We start from the raw sequence: 24,311 nt of genomic DNA, 5'->3' as shown, positions 1-24,311 counted from the left end.
CGTCACCGTGCTCAGGGGATCAGTACCAGCCCTCGCTCTGCGACTGGCTCCACGCGGCGCACGGCGTGTTGTACCGGCCCTTGATGTAGCCGAGGCCCCACTTGATCTGGGTGGCCGGGTTGGTCTCCCAGTCGTCGCCGACCGAGGCCATCTTGCTGCCCGGCACCGCCTGCGGGATACCGTGCGCCCCGGAGGAGGAGTTGTGGGCCCTGGGGTTCCAGCCGCTCTCCTTCGTCCAGAGCTTGTCCAGGCACGGGAACTGGTCGATGCCGAAGCCGGCGTCGATCATCAGCGCGCAGCCGATCTTCCGGTTGCCGCCGTACTCGTTGCAGGACGCGGGGATCGGGCCGTCGTACGGCTTGCTCGCCTTGGCCGCCGCCTTCTCCGCGGCCTTCTTCGCCGCCGCCTCGCGCTCCCGCTTGCGGGACGCCGCCTCGGCCTCGCGGGCCCGCTCGGCGGCCTCCTTCGCGGCCTCGGTGGCGCGCTGCTCGGCCTCGTATTCGGCGGCCCGCTGCTTGGCGGAGCTGATTCGGTGTTGGGCCTGCCGCTCGCGCTGGTAGTCGAACTCGGCCTGGTCCACCTGGAGGCCGACCTGCGCGGTCAGGCCCTGTTGCTGGGTTTCCCGGTCTTCGCCCAGATAGAAGCCGCCGGCAACGCCCACGGAGAGCAGTGCGACGGCGGCGGTACGGGCGCCGAACCGGCTCCACAGCCGACTCACGAAGTGATCCCTTCGTCGGGGGCAAGGACACGGCGCGACCCTGACCCGAGGAGGGACCCGGTTCGCGCCGTGAGCGCCCCGACCCTGCCGGTCGCAGCCGACGCACTCGCCGCCGCCGATCCCCGCCGTCGGGTGACGAACGACGAAAGACGATCTTTGCGGTGCGTGGACGCTCGAGGGACACCATTGCGCACAGTGAGGCCGATGGGAAACCACCGGCCCCATTTGTGAGCTGGACCACAGGTAAAATCATCCTAAAAGTGGACTAGAAAGGCATGATCTCGGTCAGAGCGGGATCTCCTCCAACAGATCCGTCACCATCGCTGCGATCGGCGACCGCTCCGACCGGGTCAGCGTGACGTGCGCGAACAGGGGGTGCCCCTTCAGGGTCTCGATCACCGCGGTCACGCCGTCGTGCCGGCCCACCCGCAGGTTGTCCCGTTGGGCGACGTCGTGGGTGAGCACCACCCGCGACCCCTGGCCGATCCGGGAGAGCACGGTGAGCAGCACCCCCCGCTCCAGCGACTGGGCCTCGTCGACGATGACGAAGGCGTCGTGCAGGCTGCGGCCCCGGATGTGGGTGAGCGGCAGGACCTCCAGGATCCCCCGCGCCATGACCTCCTCCAGCACGTTCTCGTGCACCACCGCGCCGAGGGTGTCGAAGACGGCCTGCGCCCAGGGCGACATCTTCTCCGTCTCGGAGCCGGGGAGGTAGCCCAGCTCCTGGCCGCCGACGGCGTACAGGGGACGGAAGACGACCACCTTCTTGTGCCGGCGGCGCTCCATCACCGCCTCCAGCCCCGCGCACAGCGCCAGCGCCGACTTGCCGGTGCCGGCCCGGCCACCAAGCGAGACGATGCCGATCGACTCGTCCAGCAGCAGGTCGAGGGCGACCCGCTGCTCGGCCGAGCGGCCGTGCACACCGAACGCCTCCCGGTCGCCCCGGACCAGCCGGACCGTCTTGTCGGGCAGCACCCGGCCGAGCGCGGAGCCGCGCCCGGAGTGCAGCACCAGGCCGGTGTGGCAGGGCAGCCCGGCAGCCCCCTCCAGGTCTAGGGTCTCGCCCGCGTAGAGCGCGGCGATCTCGTCGTCGGCCAGCGCCAGCTCGGCCATGCCCATCCAGGTAGGGTCGCTGGCCTGGCCGTGCCGGTACTCGTCGGCGCGCAGCCCCACCGAAGCCGCCTTCACCCGCAACGGCATGTCCTTGCTCACCAGGGTCACGTCCCGCCCCTCGGCGGCCAGGTTGAGCGCCACCGAGAGGATCCGGGCGTCGTTGGACTCGTTGCGGAATCCGGGCGGCAGCACGCCGTCGTCGGTGTGGTTCAGCTCCACCCGCAGGGTGCCGCCGACATCGTTCGCGGGCACCGGCCGGTCCAGCCGGCCGTGGCGCACACGCAGCTCGTCCAGCATGCGTAGGGACTGTCGGGCGAACCAGCCCAGCTCCGGATGGTGCCGCTTGCCCTCCAACTCGGAGATGACCACGAGGGGCAGGACCACCTCGTGCTCGGCGAACCGGTGGAACGCCGCCGGGTCCGAGAGCAGGACCGACGTGTCCAGGACGAATGCCTGGCCGGCTGGTCGGGGCTCCTCGGACTCGACCGGGGCCGCCGCGCGGCGGCTCCGGGTGGCACGGCGGGTCGTGGCAGTCGCGGCCGGGGTCTGGTCGGCACCGGCGGGGGTACGGCGAGTCGTCACAGGCCTGCTCCGACGGATGGGCACCCGGCCACCCGCGTTCCGCCTCGTCCGGTGCCCGGGGACACGGGGTCGGATGCGGGCCCCATGCGCGAGGTCGCAGATCCGGGCTGGCCGGCTGGCCCGGGAGAACCCCGTGCCATGGCTAGACGCTAGCCGCGCCGCGGCGTCCCGGCTAGAGGCTGACTCGTGGATCTGGGGAAGACAGGCGGTGTACGGGCGGCGGACCGGCCGGGATGCATGCCCCCTGCGCGCATCCCGGCCGGCGGGACCACCTCACCGGTCTGACGTGGCCCCGACGGTGCGCGTCCGCCGCAGACGGCGCACCGGGCTCGTGCCGCTCCGGCCCGCAGGCGGGGCCGACCGGCCGGGAACCGGGCTTACCCACCGGCCCTGGACCGTTGCCGACCAACCGGGGACCGGGCCCGCCGACCAGCCGGGACCTGGTACGGCGGCCGGGTCAGCTCTGCCATCGGACCAGGACGGCGGGGTGCCGACCGTTGACCGTGGCCGTGGCCGTGGCGCCAACCGTGGCCGTGGCGCCGACCGCGACAGCGCCGGCCGGGCCCGCCAGGGAGGACCCCGCAGGCGGGGATGGCACGGCGCGCGGGGCGGAGGCGGCGAAGGCGGAGCCGGTGTACGTGGTGCCCTGCCGCACGGCCGGGCCGCGCGCAACGGCCGGCGGTGGGCCGGCCAGGGCCGAGGCGATGGCGGCCTGTGCCTCCCGGCGGCGGCGGTTCCAGGCGCCCCGGTCGCCGTCGAAGTAGCCCTGCCGGTACCCGAACCGGTACCCGATGCGGTAGCTGAGCTGGCCGTGCAGCCGTCCGGCGGCGTAACTGGCCGAGCCGAGGACGAGGACGAGGACGACCGCGACGAAGGGGCTCACCGCTCCTCCGGTTCGGTGCCGGTGGGGTCGGCGACCAGCAGCCGCTCCAGGTCGTCGGTGCTGATCTCCTCGACCAGTTCGACGCTGATCCGGCAGCCGTCCAGCACGATCTCGGCGAGGGAGCAGCGTCGGATCTCGCCGCCGGCGTCGTAGACCCGGACGCTGAGCTCCGGGCAGTTGAGGTGGGTACGCCAGGCGTCCCACTCCGCCCGGTCCCCCACGTTGAGCGACAAGTAGCGGCAGCCCCGGGCGAGATAGAGGCGCCATGGCGCGCTCAACCCGGCGGCCACCCCCTCCGCGACCAGGCCGAACGCCTGCTCGCGGGTGGCGAGTTCGGTCACCGCGCCCCCCTCGCGACAGGGAAGGGACGCCTGCGAGCACCAGTCGTCTCGTGCACGTGACACACGGTAAACTGTCCCATGAACGTGACAGTATCAGCTTTTCGTCCGATTACCCGAACACTCACCCACTCCTATCTTCTCCCAGGTTAAGCCCACTTGAATGGCCTTCGGTCGGGCATTCGGCGGCGATTAAGTGTGTCACATTCACGTGACATGAGCGCGCCCGGCACCACCGGCGGGGCCGACTGGCCGTACCGTCACGGGGTGACCGAGAGCGCTCACGCCCGGAAAATCGCCTTCGCCGCCTTCATCCGCCGGGCCCTCGACGACGCGCGGGCCATGCGCGCCTGGAGCGGCACCGAAGTCTCCCGGCGCACCGGGGTTTCCCGGCAGACCATCAACCGTTGGGTCCGCGGCGACTGGGCCAGCGACCCCGAGGCCGAGCGGGTGGTCGCCTTCTGCGAGGGGCTCGGCCTCAACCCGACGGCCGCCTTCGCGGCGTTGGGCTGGGACCGGGCCGCCACCCCCCGGGCGGCCACCGCCCCGCCCCCGATGGACCCGGACGTCGAGGCGCTGCTGCGCCGGCTGGTCGACCCGAACGTCTCCGACGCGGAGAAGTTCCACATCCGAGAAACCATTCGTTATCTCGCGTATCGCCCAAGCCTCCCGATAGATGTCCGAAAAAGGGGTAAACGGGCTGGCTAGTTCCTCAGATGGCGAAAGAACGGAAGCACGTACCCAATCGTTTCGCTCCGGGGCCGGAACGGGCACGCTAGCGTCCTGTTCGTACTGCTTGGGCTCGTCGTCGGCGGGGGGACGGGACAAGGCCGAACCCAGCCCTGCGGGACAGAAGGAGGGGTCTGTCCATGACCCTGAAGTGGTTGGCAGTCGTGGTCGCGGTGGCGGCACTGACCTCGGCCGTGACCGGCAACGTGGTGATCGGCGTGGTCGGCGGCGGGGAACTACCCCTGGTCGCCAACCTCCTCGCCCTCACCATCGCCGGCACCGCGGTCGTCCTGGCCGTCGTCGCCGAGCTGCACGAACGGCTCAACGAGCGGATCAGCGCGCTCACCGAGTTCCTGGTGGCCCGGCTCACCGAGATCGAGACGCGCACCGGGGACCGGAACACCGGCTTCGTGGAGGGGTACCTGCTCAGCCACGGCCAGGACGCCGAGATCGTTCCGTTCGGACGCCGGGGCCGGGGAGCCGCCGAACGCTGACCCCGATCCTGGCGGTAGAGCCACGTCTCGGCCACGAATGAGTGGCCCGAGCCGGGGTACGCTGTCGCGCGTGCCGCCGTTGAATCTGGGCAACCAACCGCCGACGACCCCGCTGGACGCCGAACAGGCCTGGCGGGCGACCGCCGGCCGGGCGTCCGACACCGTTTTCTTTTTCGACTTCGACGGCACACTGGCGCCCGTCGACGACGACCCGACGGCGGTGCAGCTCGCGCCGAAGGTCCTGGCCGCGATCGAGGCCCTCGCGCCGCTGGTGCGCCGGGTCGCGATCGTCTCCGCCCGCCCGGTGGAGTTCCTCCGCGACCACCTCGGCGGGTTGGCCGGCGTCGACCTCTACGGCCTCTACGGCCTGGAGCACAGCCACTCCGGCGGCGAGACCGTCACCGAGCCGGCGGCGCTGCCCTGGGTGCCGACCATGCGGGAGCTGGCCGACCTCGCCCGCGCCGAGCTGCCGGCCGGCGCGCTGGTGGAGTTCAAGCGGCTCTCCGTGGCGCTGCACTGGCGCACCGCCCCCCAACTCGGCGCGATCGTGCAGGAGTGGGGCCAGGCCCAGGCCGTGCGGCTCGGGCTGCGCGTGCAGGCCGGCCGGATGGTGCTGGAGATCAAGCCCCCGGTCGACCGGGACAAGGGCATGGTGATCGGCGAGGTGGTCCGGGACGCCGGCGGCGCGTGGTACTTCGGCGACGACGCTCTCCGACATCAAGGCTTTCGCGGCGCTGCGCGCCCGCGCCGCTGCGGACCCGGAGTTCCTCGGGGTCTGCGTGGCCGTGGCCAACCCGGAGACCGGCCACGAGGTCGCCGAGGCCGCCGACATGACGATCGACTCCCCCGCCGCCCTCGGCGACTTCCTCACCGAGGCGGTCCCCCGCCTCAGCTGAGCCGGGGCCCGGGGGTCAGGTGCCGAAGCGTCGCTGCCGGTTGGCGTACGAGCGCAGCGCGCGGAGGAAGTCGACCCGGCGGAAGTCGGGCCAGTTCAGCTCGCAGAAGTAGAACTCCGAGTGGGCCGACTGCCAGAGCATGAAGCCCGACAGGCGCTGCTCGCCGCTGGTCCGGATGATCAGATCCGGGTCCGGCAGGCCCCGGGTGTAAAGGTGCTCGGAGATGTCGTCGACGTCCAGCGTCTCGGCCAGCTCCTCGATGGTGCCGCCGGCCGCCGCGTGCTCGTGCAGCAGCGAGCGGACCGCGTCGGCGATCTCGCGCCGGCCGCCGTACCCGACGGCGATGTTGACCTGGGCGCCGCCGGCGCGTTCCCGGGTGCGTTCCTCGGCCGCCTTGAGCGCCGCCGCGTGGTGCGCCGGGAGCACGTCGAGCGCCCCGACCATCCGCAGCCGCCAGGGGTTGCCCTCCTCGGCCAGCTCGGTCGACAGGTCCTCGATGATCTGTAGCAGCGGGTCGAGCTCCTCCGCCGGGCGGGAGAGGTTGTCCGTGGAGAGCAGCCACAGGGTCACGTGCCCGACGCCGGCGGCGTCGCACCAGCGCAGCAGTTCCTTGATCCGCTCCGCGCCCATGCGATGCCCGTCGTTGGGGTCGACGAAGCCCATCTCCCGCGCCCAGCGGCGGTTCCCGTCGCACATGACGCCCACGTGCCGGGGCACCGGCTTGCCCGCGAGCGTGGCCGTCAGCCGCCGCTCGTACACGGAGTAGAGGAGATTCCGCAGAGTCATCACCTTGCAGAGTAGCGACCCCCCGCGCGTTTCAGTCCCGCGGTGGCCGATGCCGCGCCGAGAGACCGACGCCGATCATCGCGAGGGTGCGGACGTCCAGCCGACCGTCACCGAGGCCCAGCTCGACGACGGTGCCGAAGACCCGGTCGTCGCGCCGGGCCGCCCGGACGGCGACGTCGACGACCCGCCTGCGGCGCGCCAGCCAGGCCGCGACCGAACTGTGCCGCAGGTGTACGCCGAGGCGGCGGCGCAGCGCGGCGGCGTACCGCCGGGCGGCGTGGGCGGGGTCGCCGGCTGCCGCCGCGCCGGCCAGCGCGCCGGAGAGCAGTGCGTAGAAGATCCCCTCCCCGGTGAACGGGTTGATCAACGACAGCGCGTCCCCGGCGAGCACCAGCCGGCCCCGTCCGGGTGGGAGGCGGTGGGTGGACAGCGGCAGGTGGTGGGCGCGCAGCGCGGTCACCATCGCCGGGTCTGTGCTGGGCAGCAGCGCGGCCAGCCGGTCCAGCAGGTGCGCTCGGGTCAGCGGCTCACCCTGCAACACCTCCCCGTACCCGACGTTGGCCCGCCCGTCGCCGATCGGGAACGACCAGGCGTACGCCGGCCAGCGCGACGCCGAGGTGACGATGAGCTGCTCGGGCGGGCCGGGCCGGGCCGGCGCGTACCCCCGGATGGCCAGGGCAAGGTGGCGGTTCGGGTTCACCGGATGGCCGAGCGCCCGCCGGACCACCGATCCCGCGCCGTCCGCGCCGACCACCGCCCGCGCGGCGACCTCGCCGTCGAGCACGACCCGCCCGTCGCGCGCCTCGACCCCCCGCACGGTGTGCCGGCGCAGCTCCGCGCCCGCCGCGACCGCCGCCGCCACCAGCCGGGCGTCGAACACCTCCCGGGGCACCGTGTACGCGGGCCGGGGCAGCGCCCGCGCCACCGTGTCACCGCCGGGGCCGACCAGTCGGATCCGGGGCAGCGGGGCGTACCCGTCGACGGCCCCGGTGACGCCCAGCCCGGCGAGGACGTCCAGCGCGTGCGCGGCGACGCCGTCCCCGCACGCCTTGTCCCGGGGGAAGTCGGCCCGGTCCAGCAGCAGCACCCGGGCCCCGGCCCGGCGGGCGGCCAGCGCAGCGGCCGACCCGGCCGGACCCGCCCCGACCACCGCCACGTCGTACTCGTCTCCCATGGCACCTCCCGTGTCCCGCACGCGTTCAGCTCGGCGTCGTCGGGGCCTGCGTCCGGCCGGCGCGCCACAACCCGTACAACGCCAGGACGGCGGCGGCGAGCAACGGGGCGCCGTCGCGGACCAGGCCGTCGACGCCGAGCAGCCACCAGCACAGCGGCAGGTCCACGGCGAGCACGCCGAGGGTGGTCGCCACCAGCAGGCGGCGGGCCCAGCGCCGGCCACGCACGAGGAAGGCGGTGCAGAACAGCACGACGTAGCTGGTCGCGATCCCGGCGGCGAACCAGAACAGCACCGCGGGCACGGCGGCCGGCCGGCCGTCGAGCACGGCACCGGTGGCCACCAGCGCCGGGACGAGCATCAACGGGCTGTACGTGAACGCGGCGGCCCGGCTGGTCAGCAGCCAGCCGGCGACCGGTGGCCGCTTCGGGGCGACCTCCCGCCAGGCGATCGTCCCGCGCTCGACGACCAGGCCCTTGCGGTGCCGGACCAGGTGTCCGGCGACCGCGTCGGAGCGGTACAGCAGCCAGACCACGGCCACGCAGAGCGCGGCGAGCAGGGCGAAGCCGAGCAGCCCCGGCAGCGGCGGCACGCCCTGCCTCGGCACGACCAGCCGGCCGACGGCGAAGACGGTGGTGACGGCGAGGATCAGCCCGAACGGCCGGGCCACGGTGCGGCCCCGGTCGACGTGCCCGATCAGCAGCAGGAAGCCCAGTGAGCGGAGCATCGCCCAGCCGGTGCGTACCGCCAGCCCGAAGCCCTGCTCCGGGGCGTACCACCAGTTGAGCAGCTCGACCACGACGGTGGCCGCCGCCGTGACGGCCAGCAGGGTGGTCAGGGCCCGGACGGCGGACGGCCGCCGGACCTCGGTGGTCGCGGCGGCCGGCCTCATGGGATCCGATGGTGCCCGGTACGGGCAACCCATACACCTACCGGCGCGGTTGTTCCTGGTCGAGCCGCGCTCGCAGCGCGTCGAGCTCGGCCCAGAGGACGCCGGGGAGCTTGTCGCCGAACTTCTCGAACCACTCGGTGACCAGCGGCAGCTCCGCGCGCCACTCGTCCGGGTCGACCTTCAGCGCGATCCGGACGTCCTCCGGGGTCATGTCGAGGCCGTCGACGTCCAGCGCGTCCTGCGCCGGGACCATGCCGATCGGGGTCTCGACGGCGTCGGCGCGGCCCTCGAGCCGCTCGATGATCCACTTGAGCACCCGGGCGTTCTCGCCGAAGCCCGGCCAGAGGAAGTTGCCCTCGGCGTCCTTGCGGAACCAGTTGACGTAGTAGATCTTGGGCAGCTTGGCCTCGTCGCCGTTGGCGCCCTTACCCATCTCGATCCAGTGCCGGAAGTAGTCACCGGCGTGGTAGCCGATGAACGGCAGCATCGCCATCGGGTCGCGGCGCACCACGCCGACCGCGCCGGACGCGGCGGCCGTGGTCTCCGAAGACAGCGTCGCGCCCAGGTAAACGCCGTGCACCCAGTCCCGGGCCTCGGTGACCAGCGGAATGGTGTCCCGGCGCCGGCCGCCGAACAGGATCGCGTCGATCGGCACCCCGTTGGGGTCGTAGTAGTCGTCCGCCAGGATCGGGCACTGCGTGATCGGGGTGCAGAACCGGCTGTTCGCGTGCGAGGAGAGACTGTCGCTCTGCGGCGTCCAGTCGTTCCCCTTCCAGTCGCGCAGGTGCGCCGGCGGCTCGCCCATGCCCTCCCACCAGATGTCGCCGTCGTCGGTGAGGGCGACGTTGGTGAAGATGGAGTTGCCGCGCTCCAGCGTCCGCATCGCGTTCGCGTTGGTCTTCCAGTCGGTGCCCGGGGCGACTCCGAACAGGCCGTACTCGGGGTTGACCGCGTAGAGCCGGCCGTCCGGGCCGAAGCGCATCCAGGCGATGTCGTCGCCGATCGTCTCGACCTTCCAGCCAGGGATGGTCGGCTCCAGCATGGCCAGGTTGGTCTTGCCGCAGGCGGACGGGAACGCCCCGGCGACGTGGTAGACCCTCCCCTCCGGGGAGGTGATCTTGAGGATCAGCATGTGCTCGGCGAGCCAGCCCTCGTCCCGGCCCATCACGCTGGCGATGCGCAGCGAGTAGCACTTCTTGCCGAGCAGCGAGTTGCCGCCGTAGCCGGAACCGAAGGACCAGATCTCCCGGGTTTCCGGGAAGTGCGAGATGTACTTCGTCTCGTTGCACGGCCAGGCGACGTCGGACTGCCCGGGGGCCAGCGGGACGCCGATGGAGTGCAGCGCGTGCACGAAGTCCGCGTCGTCGTCCATCGCCGCCAGGACCGTCGCGCCCATCCGGGTCATGATGCGCATCGAGACCACCACGTACGGGCTGTCGGTGATCTCGACGCCGAACATGGGGTTCTCGGCCTCGACGGGGCCCATGCAGAACGGGATGACGTACATGGTGCGGCCGCGCATGCAGCCGCGGTAGAGCTGCGTCATCGTCCGTTTCATCTCGGCCGGCGCCATCCAGTTGTTGGTGGGGCCGGCGTCCGCCGCGTCGCTGGAGCAGATGAACGTGCGCTCCTCGACCCGGGCGACGTCGGAGGGGTCGGTGCGGGAGTAGAACGAGTTGGGTCGCTTCTCCGGGTTGAGCCGGATCAGGGTGCCGTTGTCCACGAGCTCGTCGGTGAGGCGGCGCCACTCCTCGTCGGACCCGTCGACCCAGACGACCCGGTCGGGAGTGGTCAGTTCCGCTACCTCTCGGACCCAGGCGAGCAGTTTGGGGTGGGATGTCGGGGCCTGATCGATACCCCGAACGGTGGCCGGAGCAACCATGACACATCTCCTTGTGGTCGACGCTGACCGGTTTGTGGGATGCACGAGTTGTGACGGCGCGAGGCGTCGTCTTCGTGGAAACCTGGGAGTGGCCTCAGCGTAAACCGGGCGACGTCGCGAGTCAGTGGGACTGGTTGTGAAGAACTGCACAAGGTGTGGTCACGCTGCGGCATCGCGATCTCATACCCGCTTTCCCGAGCACTTTCACGCAAATTCTTCCGTGGCCCTCCGTCGAACTCTTCTGCGGCCTCCGCCGAGGTCCAAGCCGCGCGGGAACGTACGGGCCAGGCGCGACGGGTGGTGCGGAAGGGCGAACGGGTGACACCGGAGAAGCATGGGGGAACGCGCGAAGCTGTGCACGAATGCGCATTCCCGAAAGGATCCACGAATTGCCGTACGGCCGGTTAGGCTCCACTCACCAGCACCCGGCGACGGCACGGGGACCGCAGCGGGCCACGGGCACAGCGCTCAACCAGCGCACGGCGCTCCGCCTGGCGCGCCCGCGCGCGGCCGGTCGTTGCTTCCCGCCGCCGCAGCGCGCAACCGGTACGCTCAGCGGGTGGCCGTGACGATGACCGGGGACCAGCCAGGACCCCCGCCGACCCGCCCCGGCGTGGTCCGTGCCCTGATCGACCGCTTCGGTCACCTGGTCCGCGAGCTGAGCAAGTTCGCCACCGTGGGCAGCGTCGCGTTCCTGGTCGACTTCGCCCTGTTCAACTACCTGGCCAACGCCCGCGGCGTCGAGCAGGTCACCGCGAAGACGATCTCCACGGTGATCGCCGCGACCGTGGCCTTCCTCGGCAACCGGTTCTGGACGTGGCGGCACCGCCAGCGCTCCAACCCTGCGCGCGAGTACGCGCTCTTCTTCTTCTTCAACAGCGTTGGCCTGGGCATCGCGGTGGGCTGCCTCGCCATCAGCCGGTACGGCCTGGGCGCCATCTGGCCCGAAATCTTCCAGACCGCCCTCGCCGACAACATCGCCAGCTTCATCGTGGGCACCGGCCTCGGCACGCTGTTCCGGTTCTGGTCGTACCGACGGTTCGTCTTCGTCGAAGCGGGAACCCGGACGGTCACGGAGGCGGCACCCGACCGGGAACCTTCGGCGTGACCCGCCGCCCATCTCGTCCGGCCGGCCGCCCCGGCCCCGCCAACTCGCCTAAGGTGTTGCGCATGCGTCTTGTCCGTCTGCTGCCTGAACGCTGGCAGAAGTTCGTCCGCGAGGCGCTCAAATTCGGCGTCGTCGGCGGCATCAACACCGCCCTCAATTACGCGGTGTTCAATGCGCTGGCACTCACGGTCTTCCGGGACGGCCAACTGAAGGCCACGGTCATCGCCACCGTCGTGGCGACGATCACGTCGTACCTGATGAATCGGCACTGGACGTACCGGGACCGCCCAAAATCGGCCATGCGTCGGGAGTATGCCCTTTTCTTCCTCTTCAACGCGACCGGCCTGCTCATCGAGCTCGGCGTCCTGGCCGCGGCCAAGTACGGCCTCGGCGTAACCGGCCTGCTCGCCCTCAACGTCGCGAAAACCGGCGGCGTGCTGCTCGGCACCCTCTTCCGCTTCTGGTCGTACCGGACATTCGTCTTCCAGCCGGCCCCCGCCCAGCCGGCGGCCGACACCTGGCACACCATCCCGCGCGACGAATGGGACACGATGGCCGAGCTGGACCCTGTGGCCGAGCTGGCCGAGTCCGTCACCGAGCTGGAGGAGTCCGAGCCGAGGCCGGGCACCAGACGGGAGCCGGGACGGGACACGACACGGCCGGCGGCCCGCCGTGACAAGCCCGGCAGCGGGTACGGGGTCACGACGCCCGCACAGGGCCGGCCCGCCTCGGCCGACGCGGCGCTCGGCAACGCGCTCGACGGTGAGCTGGCGGCGGAACTCGCCGAGGAACTACACGCCGGCACCCGCCGGCGCCGGCGGTGAGCGTGCAGGAGACCGGCGCGTCTTCCGCGACCGGCACGCCGGCAACCGAGGCTTCCCCGAGCGGCGCACCGGCGAACAGCGCACCGGCAAGCCGGGTCCCGGCGAACGGGGCACCAGGGAACGGGGCGACTTCCGCTACCGGGGCGGCTACCGCTCCCGGGGCGACCAGCGCGCCCGAAGCGGTCGGTGCGGCCCAAGTCGGCACGAACCAAGTCGGCACGAACCAAGTCGGCACGAACCAAATCGGCACGAACCAAATCGGCACGAACCAAGCCGCCACGAACCAAGCCGCCACGACGGGGTCCGGGGCCGGTGCCACGGCGCCCGGGGGCAGCGGCGGGGGCCCGGCGTCGGGCACCGGAGCCCCGGCCGAGATCTTCTTCGAGGACCTGACGCCCGGGCGCACCTTCGACCTCGGCGTGGTGCGGGTCGACGGCGCAGAGATGGTCGCCTTCGCCCGCCGGTTCGACCCGCAGTGGTACCACGTCGACGCCGAGCGCGCCGCCGCGAGTCACCACGGCGGGCTGATCGCCAGCGGGTTCTACACGGTCAGCCTATTCATGCGCGCGTACGTCGACCACGTGCTGGCCCGGGCCGCGGCGGACGCCTCCCCCGGCCTGGAGGAGCTGCGCTGGCTGGCCCCGGTCCGTGCCGGCGACCACCTGGCGGCACGCCTGGACGTGATGGGCAGCCGCCCCTCCACCGCCCGCCCGGGGCTCGGCACGGTCAGCCTCACCGGCACCATGTTCCGCCTCGGCCCCGACGGCAGGCCGGAACAGGAGGTGCTGCGCACCCGCTTCCGCGGCTGGTTCACCCTCCGTCCCGGCTGACCGGGTCAGACCGAGGGGTCGCGCAGGGGCTTGCCCTCGCGCATGTCCGCGAGGATCTCGCGCATCTCGCCGTCACCGAGGGAGTGCCGGTCGTGGTGCGCCTCGACCAGCTCGTACAGCTTGGTCTGGACCTTGCCGACGTGCGGGACGTCGGCGAGCACCGACTGCCCCCGCTCGCCGGCCGACTCGATGGTCAGGGTGCCGCAGCCGAGCAACCGCTCGACGAAACGCTGGCTCATCGCGTGGTCGTTGATCCGGGTCAGCGGGATGTCCCGCCGGTCCCGGGAGAGGACGCCCTGCTGGAGCAGCACCCGCTCGTTGGTGAACAGGTAGTGGGTGCTGCGCCACACCAGGAACGGCCAAAGCCCGAACCAGAGCACCAGCAGCACCGCCAGCCCCGCGAGGAGGTACAGCGCGGTGGTCGCGGCACCGCCGTCCGGGAGCAGGATCCAGCCCGCCACCACCGCCGCGACGGCGAGCGCCAGCACCAGAACCGGACGCACCATGGCCTTCCAGTGCGGGTGCAGGTGCAGCACGACGTGCTCGTCCTCGGTGAGCACGTCTTCGGGGAACGCCACGGGAACCTCCTCGCCAGAACCGGACGAGCTGACCGTAACCGGTGGGCACCCGCGCGCGGATCAACCGGTGCGGTGGTTCCCAGGTTCCGGCCGCGCGGCCCCGACGCACCGCCCCCGGTGTGAGAAGGGGACCCATCTCTACCGTAGGCGTTAACAAGGGGCCCTTCCTTTCACCGCAGGTGCAGGACGTCTCCTGCGGCGAGGGTGCGCGGGCCCGCCGGGGTGTCGACCAGCAGCCGGCCGTCGGCGTCCACGCCGGTCGCCACGCCGGTCACCTCCGCACCGCCGGGCAGCAGCACCCGCACCGGTCTGCCGACCGTCGCGCAGGCCGCCAGGTACGCGTCGCGCAGCCCGCTGGCCACCGCGTCGCCGCCGGCGTGGCGCCAGCGGTCGTACCAGTCGGCGACAGAGCGCAGCAGTGCGCGCAGCAGCGGGTCCCGGTCGGTGGCGACGGCCCCGGCGAGCTGGAGCGAGGTGGCCGGCAGGCCGGTCGGGTTCGCCGGCAGCTCGTCGGCGCGCAGGGTGACGTTGAGACCGATGCCGAGGACGATCGCCGGGGGCTGGTCCGGGGCCGGGCCGGGCACCGCCTCGGCCAGGATGCCCGCGCACTTGGCGTCGCCGATCAGCAGGTCGTTGGGCCACTTGAGGGCGGCGTCCAGCTCGGCCAGCCGGGCCACCGCCTCGACCAGCGCGACGCCGGCGAGCAGGGGCAGCCAGCCGTACCCGGTCGCGGGGGCCGGCGGCCAGTCGCGCTCCGCGACAGCCTCGCCCGGCCGCAGCAGCACGCTGGTCGCGATTCCGGCGCGGGGCGGCGACTGCCAGACCCGGCCGCGCCGGCCCCGGCCGGCGGTCTGCCGCTCGGCGATCACCACGAGGCCCTCCGGCTCGCCGGATCGGGCCGCCTCCGCCACGTCCGCGTTGGTCGAGCCGGTCTCGGCGCGTAGCTCCAGCCGGGCCCAGGGGCCGTGCGGGGCGGTCAGCGCCCGGCGCAGCCGGGCCGCCGACAGCGGCGGGCGATCCAGGTCGGTGTACGGCGAGCCGGGCATCCCGCCAGCCTACGGCCCGCCCGGACGCGGCGGCGGGTGCCGGCGTTGCCCGAGCCCGGTGAGGTTGCTGAGGCGTACTGCACACCGTCGGCCACCTGAACCATCGTTATATTCCGTGGGTGACTACCGAGACCGGGATCAACATCCACAGCACGGCGGGCAAGCTGGCGGACCTGGAGCGACGGGTCGACGAGGCGGTGCACGCCGGATCGGCGCGTGCGGTGTCCAAGCAGCACGCCCGGGGCAAGAAGACGGCGCGGGAGCGGATCGGGCTGCTGCTCGACGAGGGGTCCTTCGTCGAGCTGGACGGGTTCGCCCGGCACCGGTCCACCAACTTCGGCCTGGACCGCACCCGCCCGTACGGCGACGGGGTGATCACCGGCTACGGCACGGTCGACGGGCGGCAGGTCTGCGTCTTCGCGCAGGACTTCACGGTCTTCGGCGGCTCCCTCGGCGAGGTGTTCGGCGAAAAGATCGTCAAGGTGATGGACCTGGCCATGAAGATCGGCTGCCCGGTCGTCGGCATCAACGACTCCGGCGGCGCCCGCATCCAGGAGGGCGTGGCGTCCCTCGGGCTCTACGGCGAGATCTTCTTCCGCAACGTGCGGGCCAGCGGCGTCATCCCGCAGATCTCCCTGATCATGGGCCCGTGCGCGGGCGGCGCGGTCTATTCTCCGGCGGTCACCGACTTCACCGTGATGGTCGACCAGACCTCGCACATGTTCATCACCGGCCCCGACGTGATCAAGACGGTCACCGGCGAGGACGTCGGGATGGAGGAACTGGGCGGTGCCCGCACCCACAACGCGCGCAGCGGCAACGCGCACTACCTCGGCACCGACGAGGAGGACGCGATCGAGTACGTCAAGGCGCTGCTGTCGTACCTGCCGTCGAACAACCTGGACGAGCCGCCGGTCTTCGACGCCCCGGCCGACGTGGCGATCAGCGACGCCGACCGGGAGCTGGACAGCCTCGTCCCGGACTCGGCGAACCAGCCGTACGACATGCACCGGGTCATCGAGCACGTGCTGGACGACGGGGAGTTCCTGGAGGTCCAGCCGCTGTACGCGCAGAACATGGTGGTCGGCTTCGGTCGAATCGAGGGACGACCGGTCGGCGTGGTGGCCAACCAGCCGATGCACCTCGCCGGCACGCTGGACATCGCCGCGTCGGAGAAGGCCGCCCGGTTCGTGCGCACCTGCGACGCGTTCAACATCCCCGTGCTGACCTTCGTGGACGTGCCCGGGTTCCTACCCGGCACCGGCCAGGAGTGGGACGGCATCATCCGGCGCGGCGCGAAGCTCATCTACGCGTACGCCGAGGCGACCGTCCCGAAGGTCACCGTGATCACCCGCAAGGCGTACGGCGGGGCGTACGACGTGATGGGCTCCAAGCACCTGGGCGCGGATCTGAACTTCGCCTGGCCGACCGCGCAGATCGCGGTGATGGGCGCGCAGGGCGCGGTGAACATCCTGTACCGGCAGGAGCTGGCCGCCGCCGAGGACCCGGCCGCCGTGCGCGCCGAGAAGATCGCCGAGTACGAGGACACCCTGGCCAACCCGTACGTCGCCGCCGAGCGCGGGTACGTCGACTCGGTGATCCCGCCGCACGAGACGCGTACCCAGATCGTCCGGGCGTTGCGGGTGCTGCGCACCAAGCGCGAGACGCTCCCGGCGAAGAAGCACGGCAACATCCCGCTCTAGGCGCGGTGCAGGGAGGGGCCCCTGTCACGCGATCCGTGCAGCAGGGCCCCCTCCCGACGCCGGAGGAGCCGGCGGGCCCGGCAGCCGGGCGCCGGTCAGCACGCCGGGTTGGCGGCGAGGCACATCCGCCGGGCGGCCGTGCGGCCCAGTTCGAGCAGCTCCGCGTCGCTGGTCTCGCGGGGGCCGTCCGGCCCGTCGACGCCCAACCCGCGCTCGGGCACGATGACGGTGACCAGGTCGCCGACCCGGACGATCATCCGGGTTTCCGGCGGGTACCCCACGTCGAGGGGCTTGCCCGTCGTGGGGTCCACCGGGGACATCACGGTGTGCCGCAACACGACCGCCTCGTCGCCGGCGAAGTCGCGGGCGATCGTCTGCCAGGTGTGGGCCACCGAGATCGCGCCACGGCCGTCGTCCAGGGGCCGAACCGCCGTGTCGCTCCAGCGGGCGCAGGTGGTCGCCGCCCGGTCCAGGTCGGCGAGCAGCCGGCCGGCCGGGGCGGGGTCGAGGCGGTAGACGTCCTGGGTGAGGACGGGGACGGCCATCGACCCGTCCTGGCCCGACGTGTCGTCCAGGAGCAGCGTCTGGGATCGCGAGTAGCGAGACACCGGCGGCCCCGCCCCCGGCTCCTTGCCCACGGCGCACGACTGGAGCAGCGGGTCCACCCGGACCTGCTCCTGAAGCCCAGAGTCCCCCAGTCGTACGTTGCTCGGCACGCCCAGGTCGGCCGGGTCCAGCAGGGCCTCCTGGCCGATCTCGGTCCGGCCGGACCGCTCCGGCTCGGTAGACGCGCGCCACCCGTCGACCCAGGACATCGGCGGCGCGAGGTGCCCGCCGGCCCGGCCGCCGACCGCCACGGCGAAGACCGAGAGTACGGCCAGCACGGCCGCGGCCGCCGCCATCGCCGTACGCCGGCTGCGGCGGCGGGCCCGGGCGCGGATGTCCGCCGGCTCGGGCCAACGGACGTCCCGCAGGTCCCGGTGCATCCGTTCGGCGAACGTCAGGTCGTCACGCATCGGCGGCCTCCTCCAGGTCAGAGACGGCGAGCAGCCCGGCGAGCGCGGCACGCCCCCGGGAGAGACGGGCTTTCACGGTGCCGACCGGGGCGGCGGTCTCCCGTGCCACCTCGGCCACCGGCATGCCGAGCAGGTAGTGCAGGGCGATGGCGGTGCGCTGCGCCTCGGGCAGCCGGCGTAGCGCCGCCACCACCTCCAGCGTCGCGGTGCTCGGCGCGGGGACGCTCTCCGGCGCACCGTGCCGCAGGTACGCCCGCGCCCGGCTACGCATGCTGCGCCACCGGCTCACCGCGATCCGGCTCGCCACCACGCGCAGCCAGCCCTCCGGATCGTCGTACCCGCGTACGGTCGGCCAGCGCTGCCATGCGCGGATGTACGCCTCCTGCACGGCGTCCTGCGCCTCGGCCAGGTTTCCGGTGATCATGTACACGAAACCCAGCAATCGTTGCCGGCTGCCCCGGTAGAACTCGTCGAACCCCTCGGCGTCCGGCATCCGCCACCTCCCCGTGTCGCAGGGGACACGCCTGGCGGGTGGTCCCCGGTTGCCCGACCGGCCGGCTTCTTCCCTCCCCGGGGGTCCCCGGCGGGTTCCTCCCGGGGTCTCCCGGCGGGCCCGTCACGTCACGGCCGGCGCGGCGGGCTCGTCACGTCACGGCCGGCGCGGCGGGCCTTCGGCAGCGAACAGCGACCGTCCGAGAATCGGGTGCCGGCCGGAGTGGTCGAGGGCGCGGGTGGGCGGTGGTCAGACCGTGAGCCCGGCGTCGGTGAGGATCGGGCCGGCGAGCAGCAGGGCGCCGACGGCGAGGCCGGCCAGGCAGACGACCAGGAAGACACCGACCCAGAACAGGGGCGGGAACGGCGTCAACCGGGCGAGCTGGTCGGCGTCGGACTCCGGCATCCGGCCACGGCTGCGCAGCCGCTGCAACTCGATCACCGGACGCACGCCGCCGAACAGCAGGAACCAGACCGAGGTCCAGGCGAACGCGGCCTGCACCTGCGGCGGGGCGTACCAGGAGACGGCGAAGACCAGACCGCCGGTGGCGAGCAGCGACAGTGCCCCGTAGACGTTGCGGATCATCGCCAGCATGGCCAGCAGCAGCACCACCGTGACCGAGAGCAGCATGGTGATCCGGTTCCCGGCGAGCAGCCACGCCCCGGCCAGCCCGAGCAGGGTCGGGGCGACGTACCCGGCGAACAGGGTGAGGATCATGCCCAGCCCGGTGGGGCGGCCGGCCGACAGGGTGAGCCCGGAGGTGTCCGAGTGCAGCCGGATGCCGCGCAGCTTCCGCCCGGTGAGCAGGGCGGCCAGCGCATGACCGCCCTCGTGGGCGATGGTCACCGCGTTACGCGCGACCCGCCAGGGCACCCGGGTGGCGACCACCGCCAGCGCGACGGCGGCGGTGGCCAGGACCAGCAGCGGTGGCGGGTCGGGTTGCGCGCCGACGAGTTCGTTCCAGACGACGCTCAGGCCGTCGATCAGGTCCACGGGGCCGCAGCCTAGCGGCCCCGGCCCGGTTCGCGCGCCGCGCGCCCGCCACGGCCGCGGTGCCCGGCCCGGGCCCGGTCGACCAGCGCCGGGGCGCACGCCCGCCGCTGACCGGCACCCGGTCAGGTCGCGGGCACCCCGGTCAGGTCGCCTGCGACGAAGAAGGCCGCCGCTCTGGTGCCCACCCGCAACCGCCGCCGAGGGCGGACCTCACCGACCGGCGGCACCTTGCGTCCACGTAGGACCACGGCGAGCACCCCGGTCGGCGGCAGCACGGAAGCGACCCTGGTCAGCATCCCGGGCAGGCCCTCCCCGGCCCGCTCCCCCTGCCAGCTCGTCTGCTCCCCGTACGGCAGGTCGGTCACGACCAGGTCGGGGGTCATGCCCGCGACGGCCTCGGTGAGGGCCACGCGGTCGAACACGTCGGCCCGCCGCACCGCGTACGGCAGCGGGCCGCCTGCCGCGTCCAGACGGGCGCGCAGCCGGTGGGCGGCGGCGGCCGCCTCCGCGTAGTGCGGCTTGTCGAACGCCTCGGCGCGTTGCGCCAGCTCGCGGGCCCGCGTGTCGAGCCCGGCGCCGGTCAGCAGGCCGAGGTTGGCCCGAGCAAGGTCGAGGGCCGCCTCGTCGACGTCGGAGGCGAGCAGCCCGGCAAGGCTCGGCCGGTGCAGCAGCGCGAGCACCGTCAGCAGGTAGCCGCTGCCGCAGCACGGGTCCCAGACGGTGGCCGGGGCGGACGTCGGGCGCAACTCCAGCGCGGTTTGCAGGACCTCGGAGGCGAGCCGCACCGGGAACGCCGGGAAGCCCGGCGCCGAGCGCAACACGGCGCCACTGGCCAGGTCGCCGTACGCACCGCGTACGGTTTCGTGCCGGTAAGTCACATGCCCTCCCCGGCGCACCCTACCAATCCGGCACCGCCGGGCCGGGTCAGGCAGGCCGGGACTCGATCCAGTGGAAGTCGGTGGGAGGCAGCGGCGTGACGTCCTCCAGGGACAGCCCCGCCTTGCCGCACAGCCGTTCCAGGTCGCCTCGGGTCCGCTCCAGGCCCTGCCCGTTGACCAGCATCCCCACGTCGGTCAGGTACGCCAGCGCGTTGGCCGCCGGGCCGACCACGTCCGGCAGCACGTGGTCGATCATGACGATCCGGCCGCCCGGGGCGACCGCCTCGGCACAGTGCCGGAGGATTCCCGTCGCCCGGCCGTCGCCCCAACCGTGGATCACACTTTTGAGCAGGTAGAGGTCGGCGTCGGCGGGGACCCTCTCGAAGAAGTCACCCACCTCGATCCGGCACCGGTCGCCGACCCCGGCGCGGCGCAGGTTCCCCGCCGCCTCCGCGCTGCCGCTGGCGCTGTCGTAGAGCACGCCCCGCACGCCGGGGTTCGCGGCGAGCACGGCGGCCAGCAGGGTGCCGTCTCCGCCGCCCACGTCGACCACCGTCCGCACGCCGGCCAGGTCGGTACGCTCGGCAACGGCCGCCGCGACGCTGTGGGTCACCTGGCTCATCGCCGCGTTGTACAGCTCGGAAAGGTCGGGTCGCCCGCCCACGTAGCTGAAGAAGTCGGTGCCGAAGATGCCGTCGAAGGCCGGCTCGCCGGTGCGGACGCTGTGCGCCAGGCCGTCCCAGGCCGTGGTCATGGCCGGGTCGGTCAGCATCCGGGCCAGCGGGCGCAGCGTGCCGGGTCGGTCCCCACGCAGCAGCGCCCCCATCGGGGCGAGCGCGAACCGGCCGGGTGTGGTCTCGGTGAGCACCCGCAGCGCGGCCAGGGCGCGCAGCACCCGGAACATGGTGTCCGCTCGGGCGTCGTACCGCAGCGCCAACTCCTGCGGGGTGCGCTCGTCGTCGCCGATCGCGTCGGGCAGCCCCAGCCGGACGCAGTAGCCGACCAGCCGGCTGGCCATCCCGCCGAACACCAACCGCATCAGCTCCGGCCAGGCGGCGTCCGCGCCGGTCTGCGCCCGGCGGGCGCTGGGCTCGTCGGTCGTCGTGGCCCGCTCGTCCGTGTCCGGGACGGTCATCGGACCGGCTCGGCGGCCGGCAGGCCCAGCCCGATGCGCACGGCCCGTTCGACCGGCGAGTAGTCGCCGTCCGGGCGGTCCAGGTCCAGCTCGCCCACCGGCTGCAGGCTCGGCTGGGCCATGAACCGGGGCCGCGTGCCGGTGTTGGCCACCGGGGTGTGCACCAGGAACGGGTGGCACAGGTAGACGTCACCGGCGCGTCCGGTGGCGGAGGCGAGCGGGCGGTCCCGGCCGACGTCGCCCACGTCGAGGTAGGTGCCCTCCGGGCCGTACGGTTCGAGCAGCGGCGGCACGTCCAGGTGGGAGCCGACCCTGACCAGCGTCGGCGCCTCCCGCTCGTCGGTGTCGGAGAAGAGGAACAGCAGCAGCAGGGCCCGCCCCCGCGACCGGAGGTTGCAGCGGAAGACCTCCGCGTAGTTGGGCGGGACCAGGTCCAGCTCGCCCTCCCAGTTCTGGGGGCCCAGCCGCTGCGCGTCGTCGGCCAGGAAACTGGCGTCGATGTGCCAGCCGTAGTCCTCGGTCTGCTCCGGGCGCTTGGGCACCGGGAACCGGACCGGGAAGGTGCCGATCCGGTCCAACGGCTTCCAGCGCCCCACCCCGACGAGCTGGTCGAAGGCGGCGTGCAGCCGGGGCGTGGTGGCGCTGCGCACGAAGGGCTCGGCGTCCTGGAGGCCCAGCCGGACCACCTCGCGGGACCAGGTGCTCCGGTCCTCGGGGTCCATGCCGAGTTGCCGCCACAGCAGTTCGCGACCCTGCTGCGCGAGCTCGGCCGGGAACGCCGCCTCCAACTTCACGAACCCGTCGGAGACGAACCGCTCGACCTGCTCGTCGCTGAGGACCTGGGCGCTCATCGCACTCCTTCCCGCCGGTTCCCGCCGAGGCGGAGCGAGACGGTCGCACCCGCGCTGACCGGACCGGGCGACGCGCCTCGTCAAGATTCGCCAGGTTGAATGGTAGACAAGCCGCCACCGTCAGGGACTAACGTTTTCCTCAGCATCGTCCGGGCCACCGCGAGAGCGCCGCACCCCCCGCTCCACCACCCGCAACCATCGGCTCTCCCCGGGTGCGGCGATGCCGTCGAGCCGGGCGCGGGCCTCCTCCGGCAGCGGCCGGTCGGCCGCCGCCAGCGCCGCCCGGGCCTGGTCCAGCGTGCGGGGGCCGACGACCGTGCTGGTCACCCCCGGCGCGTCGTAGACCCAGGCGTGCGCCAGGTCCGGCAGGGACAGGCCCAGCTCGACGGCCACCTTCGCCAACCGGCCCAGGGTCCGCCACACCGGCTGCCAGTGCGGGCCCGATGGGGCGTACCAGGCGGTGAACCGGGCGTCGCGGGGCGGCTCGCCGTCGGCGAACCGGTCGGAGAGCAGACCCATCGCCAGCGGGCTGTAGGTGAACAGGCCGAGGCCGTACTCCGCGCACAGCGGCAGCACGTCCCGCTCGATCTCGCGTTCCAGCAGGTTGTACGGCGACTGCTCGGCCACCACCGGGGCGGCGCCCCGGGACTGCGCCGTGCGCAGCAGGTCGACGATCCGCCAGCTGGGCACCGTGCCCAGCCGGGGCTGGTCGGCCAGCTCGTATGCCGTGGGCACGGTGGAGGTGCCCACGTAGCGGACCTTGCCCGAGCGGACCAGGTCGTCGAGGGCGGACACCGTCTCCTCCACCGGAGTGTCCGGGTCGTGACGGTGCAGGTAGAGCAGGTCGATGTGGTCGGTACCCAGCCGGCGCAACGACCGCTCGCACTCCCGCTTCAGGGCGTACGCCGAGGTGCCCCGGTCGTTCGGTCCCGGGCCGACCGGATTGAAGATCTTGGTGGCCAGCAGGACGTCGTCCCGGCAGCTCCGCACGGCCGCGCCGACGATCTCCTCGCTGCGGCCGTCCTGGTAGACGTTGGCCGTGTCGACGAGGTTGACTCCCGCTTCGACGGCCGTGGCGACGATCCTGGCGGCCTCCTCCGGCCCGGTCGGGCCGCCGAAGTTGAACGCCCCCAGGGACACCTTGGACACCCGCAGTCCACACCGGCCCAACTGTCGGTACTCCACGCTGCCCTCCCCTGCGGTGGTGGTCGCCGGCCACCCCGTCGTGCGGCCGGTGCTCCCCGGAGCCGGGGAGTGGCCGATCTCGATGGGGGAGCCTAGTACCGCGCGGGTGCCTCGGCCGTGGTACTAGCAGAACTGCTAGAGCATCCGTCGAGCCGCCGGGCGGCCGGGCGGCAGCCGGTACGGTGTGCCTGAACCCACCACGGGCCGGCGCCGGACGACCGGTCGACGAGCGATCGAGCTGATCGGCGGGGAGCGGATGAGCGACAAGTACGGCCGCAGTGCGCTGTGGGAACGGTACAACAGCACACAGGTGACCGAGGAGGCGGCGGACGACCTCACCTCCTTCAAGTCGAGCGACGTCAACTACAAGCTCGCCCTCTGGGATCCCCGGGTCAGCGGGGTCCGCTACCTGAAGACGCTCATCTTCAACCTGGCCGAGAACCTGGGCGAGGCGAACCGGGCCCGGTTGCGCCGGATCGCCAACCGGGACGTCGGCGACCCCATCTCCGTCGTCTGGGACGGCGACCGGATCTGCATGGACTATCTCCAGGCGGTGCTGGAGCTGGAGTTCTTCTCCCGCCACGTGCCACTGGACGGCGCGACGGTGCTGGAGATCGGCGCGGGCTACGGCCGCACCTGTCACGCCGTGCTCTCCAACCACGACGTCGCCGCGTACCACGTGGTCGACCTGCCGAACTCCCTCGCTCTGGCCCGCCGCTACCTGGGCACGGTGCTCACCGCCGAGCAGTTGGCGAGGGTCCACTTCCACGGCGTCGGCGAGGTGGACGGGCCGCTGAGCGAGCTGCGCTACGACCTCGTGATCAACATCGACTCGTTCGCGGAGATGACGGCGGAGACGGTGCGCGCGTACCTCGCCTTCGTCGCCACCAGGGCCCGCCACCTGTACGTCAACAACCCCGTCGGGAAGTACCTCGACAAGAGCCTGGACGGGCACTTCCAGGGCGAGGCCGTGGTCAACCTTGCGCTGAGCACCGGCCTGCTGCGCGACGTCATCGACATCCACGACAACCAGGCCGTGCGGCGGCAGTCCCGGGCGTTCCTCGACGCGTACCGGCCGGGGCCGGGCTGGGCCTGCGTGGCGGAGAGCCGGACGATCCCGTGGAGCTACTACTGGCAGGCGCTCTACCGGGCCGGCGAGGCGGCCCCGGCACCCGGGCGGGATTGAG

24 protein-coding genes and 2 pseudogenes are annotated in these 24,311 nt (G+C 72.7%); 8 read left to right on the top strand and 18 right to left on the bottom strand.

All coding sequences use genetic code 11. The features are described from left to right. Positions 1 to 19: 19 nt before the first annotated feature. From MCAG_RS19155 to MCAG_RS19140, 4 genes are all read right to left on the bottom strand, one after another. A complete protein-coding gene (locus MCAG_RS19155; RefSeq protein ID WP_036374244.1) occupies positions 20 to 718 on the bottom strand; it encodes a lytic transglycosylase domain-containing protein in 699 nt (232 codons plus the stop codon). Positions 719 to 1,003: 285 nt separating this feature from the next. Continuing rightward, positions 1,004 to 2,413 carry a PhoH family protein gene (locus MCAG_RS19150; protein ID WP_007074636.1) on the bottom strand — a complete coding sequence of 470 codons (1,410 nt, stop codon included), beginning with the start codon at positions 2,411 to 2,413 and terminating at the stop codon, positions 1,004 to 1,006. Positions 2,414 to 2,870: 457 nt separating this feature from the next. Beyond that, positions 2,871 to 3,296 carry a hypothetical protein gene (locus tag MCAG_RS31850; protein ID WP_007074635.1) on the bottom strand — a complete coding sequence of 142 codons (426 nt, stop codon included), beginning with the start codon at positions 3,294 to 3,296 and terminating at the stop codon, positions 2,871 to 2,873. After that, positions 3,293 to 3,637 carry a hypothetical protein gene (locus tag MCAG_RS19140; RefSeq protein WP_036374241.1) on the bottom strand — a complete coding sequence of 115 codons (345 nt, stop codon included), beginning with the start codon at positions 3,635 to 3,637 and terminating at the stop codon, positions 3,293 to 3,295. Before MCAG_RS19140 ends, MCAG_RS31850 begins: the two co-directional genes overlap by 4 nt. A 264-nt stretch (positions 3,638 to 3,901) precedes the next feature. On the opposite strand from MCAG_RS19140, the gene MCAG_RS19135 reads away from it, so the two are divergent. The 3 genes and pseudogenes from MCAG_RS19135 (at position 3,902) to otsB (ending at position 5,753) form a co-directional block, all read left to right on the top strand. Then, positions 3,902 to 4,342, top strand: a complete 441-nt coding sequence (locus tag MCAG_RS19135; protein WP_007074633.1) for a helix-turn-helix transcriptional regulator — start codon at positions 3,902 to 3,904, stop codon at positions 4,340 to 4,342. A 161-nt stretch (positions 4,343 to 4,503) separates the two neighbouring features. Further along, positions 4,504 to 4,857 carry a hypothetical protein gene (locus MCAG_RS19130; protein ID WP_007074632.1) on the top strand — a complete coding sequence of 118 codons (354 nt, stop codon included), beginning with the start codon at positions 4,504 to 4,506 and terminating at the stop codon, positions 4,855 to 4,857. Between the two features lie 70 nt (positions 4,858 to 4,927). Further along, positions 4,928 to 5,753 (top strand): annotated as a pseudogene (gene otsB / locus MCAG_RS19125) (trehalose-phosphatase). 15 nt (positions 5,754 to 5,768) lie between these two features. Here otsB and MCAG_RS19120 read toward each other — a convergent pair. Genes MCAG_RS19120 through MCAG_RS19105 form a run of 4 tightly spaced genes read right to left on the bottom strand, consistent with a single transcriptional unit; the run spans position 5,769 to position 10,484 of the window. Then, positions 5,769 to 6,539, bottom strand: a complete 771-nt coding sequence (locus tag MCAG_RS19120; protein WP_007074630.1) for an isoprenyl transferase — start codon at positions 6,537 to 6,539, stop codon at positions 5,769 to 5,771. 31 nt (positions 6,540 to 6,570) lie between these two features. Beyond that, positions 6,571 to 7,713, bottom strand: a complete 1,143-nt coding sequence (locus tag MCAG_RS19115) for a geranylgeranyl reductase family protein (protein WP_036374238.1) — start codon at positions 7,711 to 7,713, stop codon at positions 6,571 to 6,573. 25 nt (positions 7,714 to 7,738) lie between these two features. Further along, positions 7,739 to 8,602 carry a hypothetical protein gene (locus MCAG_RS19110; protein WP_036374235.1) on the bottom strand — a complete coding sequence of 288 codons (864 nt, stop codon included), beginning with the start codon at positions 8,600 to 8,602 and terminating at the stop codon, positions 7,739 to 7,741. A 37-nt stretch (positions 8,603 to 8,639) separates the two neighbouring features. Beyond that, on the bottom strand, positions 8,640 to 10,484 hold the full coding sequence (locus MCAG_RS19105; RefSeq protein ID WP_007074627.1) for a phosphoenolpyruvate carboxykinase (GTP): 1,845 nt from the start codon (positions 10,482 to 10,484) through the stop codon (positions 8,640 to 8,642). Between the two features lie 571 nt (positions 10,485 to 11,055). Between MCAG_RS19105 and MCAG_RS19100 the strand changes: the two genes are divergently transcribed. Beyond that, positions 11,056 to 11,592: a GtrA family protein gene (locus MCAG_RS19100; protein WP_036374232.1), complete on the top strand. Its 537-nt coding sequence runs from the start codon at positions 11,056 to 11,058 to the stop codon at positions 11,590 to 11,592. 62 nt (positions 11,593 to 11,654) lie between these two features. After that, positions 11,655 to 12,416, top strand: coding sequence for a GtrA family protein (locus tag MCAG_RS19095; protein ID WP_007074625.1), 762 nt, complete (start codon positions 11,655 to 11,657; stop codon positions 12,414 to 12,416). A gap of 203 nt (positions 12,417 to 12,619) precedes the next feature. On the opposite strand, the pseudogene MCAG_RS36310 reads toward MCAG_RS19095, so the two are convergent. Beyond that, a pseudogene (locus tag MCAG_RS36310) lies at positions 12,620 to 12,901 on the bottom strand (hypothetical protein); the annotation flags it as partial. Between MCAG_RS36310 and MCAG_RS19090 the strand changes: the two are divergent. Further along, positions 12,791 to 13,246, top strand: coding sequence for a MaoC/PaaZ C-terminal domain-containing protein (locus MCAG_RS19090; protein ID WP_036377524.1), 456 nt, complete (start codon positions 12,791 to 12,793; stop codon positions 13,244 to 13,246). The pseudogene MCAG_RS36310 and the gene MCAG_RS19090 overlap by 111 nt on opposite strands. Positions 13,247 to 13,251: 5 nt before the next feature. Here the strand turns inward: MCAG_RS19090 and MCAG_RS19085 are convergent, their stop codons facing one another. Then, positions 13,252 to 13,824, bottom strand: a complete 573-nt coding sequence (locus tag MCAG_RS19085) for a PH domain-containing protein (RefSeq protein WP_007074623.1) — start codon at positions 13,822 to 13,824, stop codon at positions 13,252 to 13,254. A gap of 170 nt (positions 13,825 to 13,994) precedes the next feature. Beyond that, complete coding sequence (locus MCAG_RS19080) at positions 13,995 to 14,870, bottom strand: biotin--[acetyl-CoA-carboxylase] ligase (RefSeq protein ID WP_007074622.1); 876 nt, start codon at positions 14,868 to 14,870, stop codon at positions 13,995 to 13,997. A gap of 119 nt (positions 14,871 to 14,989) precedes the next feature. Between MCAG_RS19080 and MCAG_RS19075 the strand changes: the two genes are divergently transcribed. Continuing rightward, on the top strand, positions 14,990 to 16,573 hold the full coding sequence (locus MCAG_RS19075; RefSeq protein ID WP_007074621.1) for an acyl-CoA carboxylase subunit beta: 1,584 nt from the start codon (positions 14,990 to 14,992) through the stop codon (positions 16,571 to 16,573). A 95-nt stretch (positions 16,574 to 16,668) separates the two neighbouring features. On the opposite strand, the gene MCAG_RS19070 is transcribed toward MCAG_RS19075, so the two are convergent. The 7 genes from MCAG_RS19070 to MCAG_RS19040 all read right to left on the bottom strand — a co-directional run bounded on the left by MCAG_RS19070 (position 16,669) and on the right by MCAG_RS19040 (position 23,124). Next, positions 16,669 to 17,589: a hypothetical protein gene (locus MCAG_RS19070; RefSeq protein WP_036374229.1), complete on the bottom strand. Its 921-nt coding sequence runs from the start codon at positions 17,587 to 17,589 to the stop codon at positions 16,669 to 16,671. Then, complete coding sequence (locus MCAG_RS19065; protein WP_007074619.1) at positions 17,582 to 18,082, bottom strand: RNA polymerase sigma factor; 501 nt, start codon at positions 18,080 to 18,082, stop codon at positions 17,582 to 17,584. The genes MCAG_RS19070 and MCAG_RS19065 overlap by 8 nt, the downstream gene beginning before the upstream one ends. A 249-nt stretch (positions 18,083 to 18,331) precedes the next feature. Next, the gene (locus tag MCAG_RS19060; protein WP_036374226.1) at positions 18,332 to 19,075 is read right to left on the bottom strand and encodes a M50 family metallopeptidase; all 744 of its coding nucleotides are present in this window, start codon (positions 19,073 to 19,075) and stop codon (positions 18,332 to 18,334) included. A 122-nt stretch (positions 19,076 to 19,197) separates the two neighbouring features. After that, positions 19,198 to 19,953, bottom strand: a complete 756-nt coding sequence (locus tag MCAG_RS19055; protein ID WP_007074617.1) for an rRNA methyltransferase — start codon at positions 19,951 to 19,953, stop codon at positions 19,198 to 19,200. A gap of 46 nt (positions 19,954 to 19,999) precedes the next feature. Next, a complete protein-coding gene (locus MCAG_RS19050) occupies positions 20,000 to 21,088 on the bottom strand; it encodes a methyltransferase (RefSeq protein WP_083802312.1) in 1,089 nt (362 codons plus the stop codon). After that, positions 21,085 to 21,939: a hypothetical protein gene (locus MCAG_RS19045; RefSeq protein ID WP_007074615.1), complete on the bottom strand. Its 855-nt coding sequence runs from the start codon at positions 21,937 to 21,939 to the stop codon at positions 21,085 to 21,087. The genes MCAG_RS19050 and MCAG_RS19045 overlap by 4 nt, the downstream gene beginning before the upstream one ends. Before the next feature lie 120 nt (positions 21,940 to 22,059). Next, a complete protein-coding gene (locus MCAG_RS19040; RefSeq protein WP_007074613.1) occupies positions 22,060 to 23,124 on the bottom strand; it encodes an aldo/keto reductase in 1,065 nt (354 codons plus the stop codon). Between the two features lie 256 nt (positions 23,125 to 23,380). Here MCAG_RS19040 and MCAG_RS19035 point away from each other — a divergent pair, with 256 nt between their 5' ends. Next, a complete protein-coding gene (locus MCAG_RS19035; protein WP_036377515.1) occupies positions 23,381 to 24,310 on the top strand; it encodes a putative sugar O-methyltransferase in 930 nt (309 codons plus the stop codon). Position 24,311 lies beyond the last annotated feature (1 nt).

It is taken from the genome of Micromonospora sp. ATCC 39149 (assembly GCF_000158815.1).
Classification (GTDB): domain Bacteria; phylum Actinomycetota; class Actinomycetes; order Mycobacteriales; family Micromonosporaceae; genus Micromonospora.
The sequence above is the reverse complement of the archived record's forward strand: the minus strand, read 5'-3'. Positions and strand labels throughout refer to the sequence as shown.

Bases quoted from the DNA above. Each gene is read 5' to 3' on its own strand.
- MCAG_RS19130 (WP_007074632.1), top strand. From the start codon at position 4,504: ATGACCCTGAAGTGGTTGGCAGTCGTGGTCGCGGTGGCGGCACTGACC.
- MCAG_RS19120 (WP_007074630.1), bottom strand. From the start codon at position 6,539: ATGACTCTGCGGAATCTCCTCTACTCCGTGTACGAGCGGCGGCTGACG.
- MCAG_RS19115 (WP_036374238.1), bottom strand. From the start codon at position 7,713: ATGGGAGACGAGTACGACGTGGCGGTGGTCGGGGCGGGTCCGGCCGGG.
- MCAG_RS19110 (WP_036374235.1), bottom strand. From the start codon at position 8,602: ATGAGGCCGGCCGCCGCGACCACCGAGGTCCGGCGGCCGTCCGCCGTC.
- MCAG_RS19105 (WP_007074627.1), bottom strand. From the start codon at position 10,484: ATGGTTGCTCCGGCCACCGTTCGGGGTATCGATCAGGCCCCGACATCC.
- MCAG_RS19100 (WP_036374232.1), top strand. From the start codon at position 11,056: ATGACCGGGGACCAGCCAGGACCCCCGCCGACCCGCCCCGGCGTGGTC.
- MCAG_RS19095 (WP_007074625.1), top strand. From the start codon at position 11,655: ATGCGTCTTGTCCGTCTGCTGCCTGAACGCTGGCAGAAGTTCGTCCGC.
- MCAG_RS19080 (WP_007074622.1), bottom strand. From the start codon at position 14,870: ATGCCCGGCTCGCCGTACACCGACCTGGATCGCCCGCCGCTGTCGGCG.
- MCAG_RS19070 (WP_036374229.1), bottom strand. From the start codon at position 17,589: ATGCGTGACGACCTGACGTTCGCCGAACGGATGCACCGGGACCTGCGG.
- MCAG_RS19065 (WP_007074619.1), bottom strand. From the start codon at position 18,082: ATGCCGGACGCCGAGGGGTTCGACGAGTTCTACCGGGGCAGCCGGCAA.
- MCAG_RS19050 (WP_083802312.1), bottom strand. From the start codon at position 21,088: ATGACCGTCCCGGACACGGACGAGCGGGCCACGACGACCGACGAGCCC.
- MCAG_RS19045 (WP_007074615.1), bottom strand. From the start codon at position 21,939: ATGAGCGCCCAGGTCCTCAGCGACGAGCAGGTCGAGCGGTTCGTCTCC.
- MCAG_RS19035 (WP_036377515.1), top strand. From the start codon at position 23,381: ATGAGCGACAAGTACGGCCGCAGTGCGCTGTGGGAACGGTACAACAGC.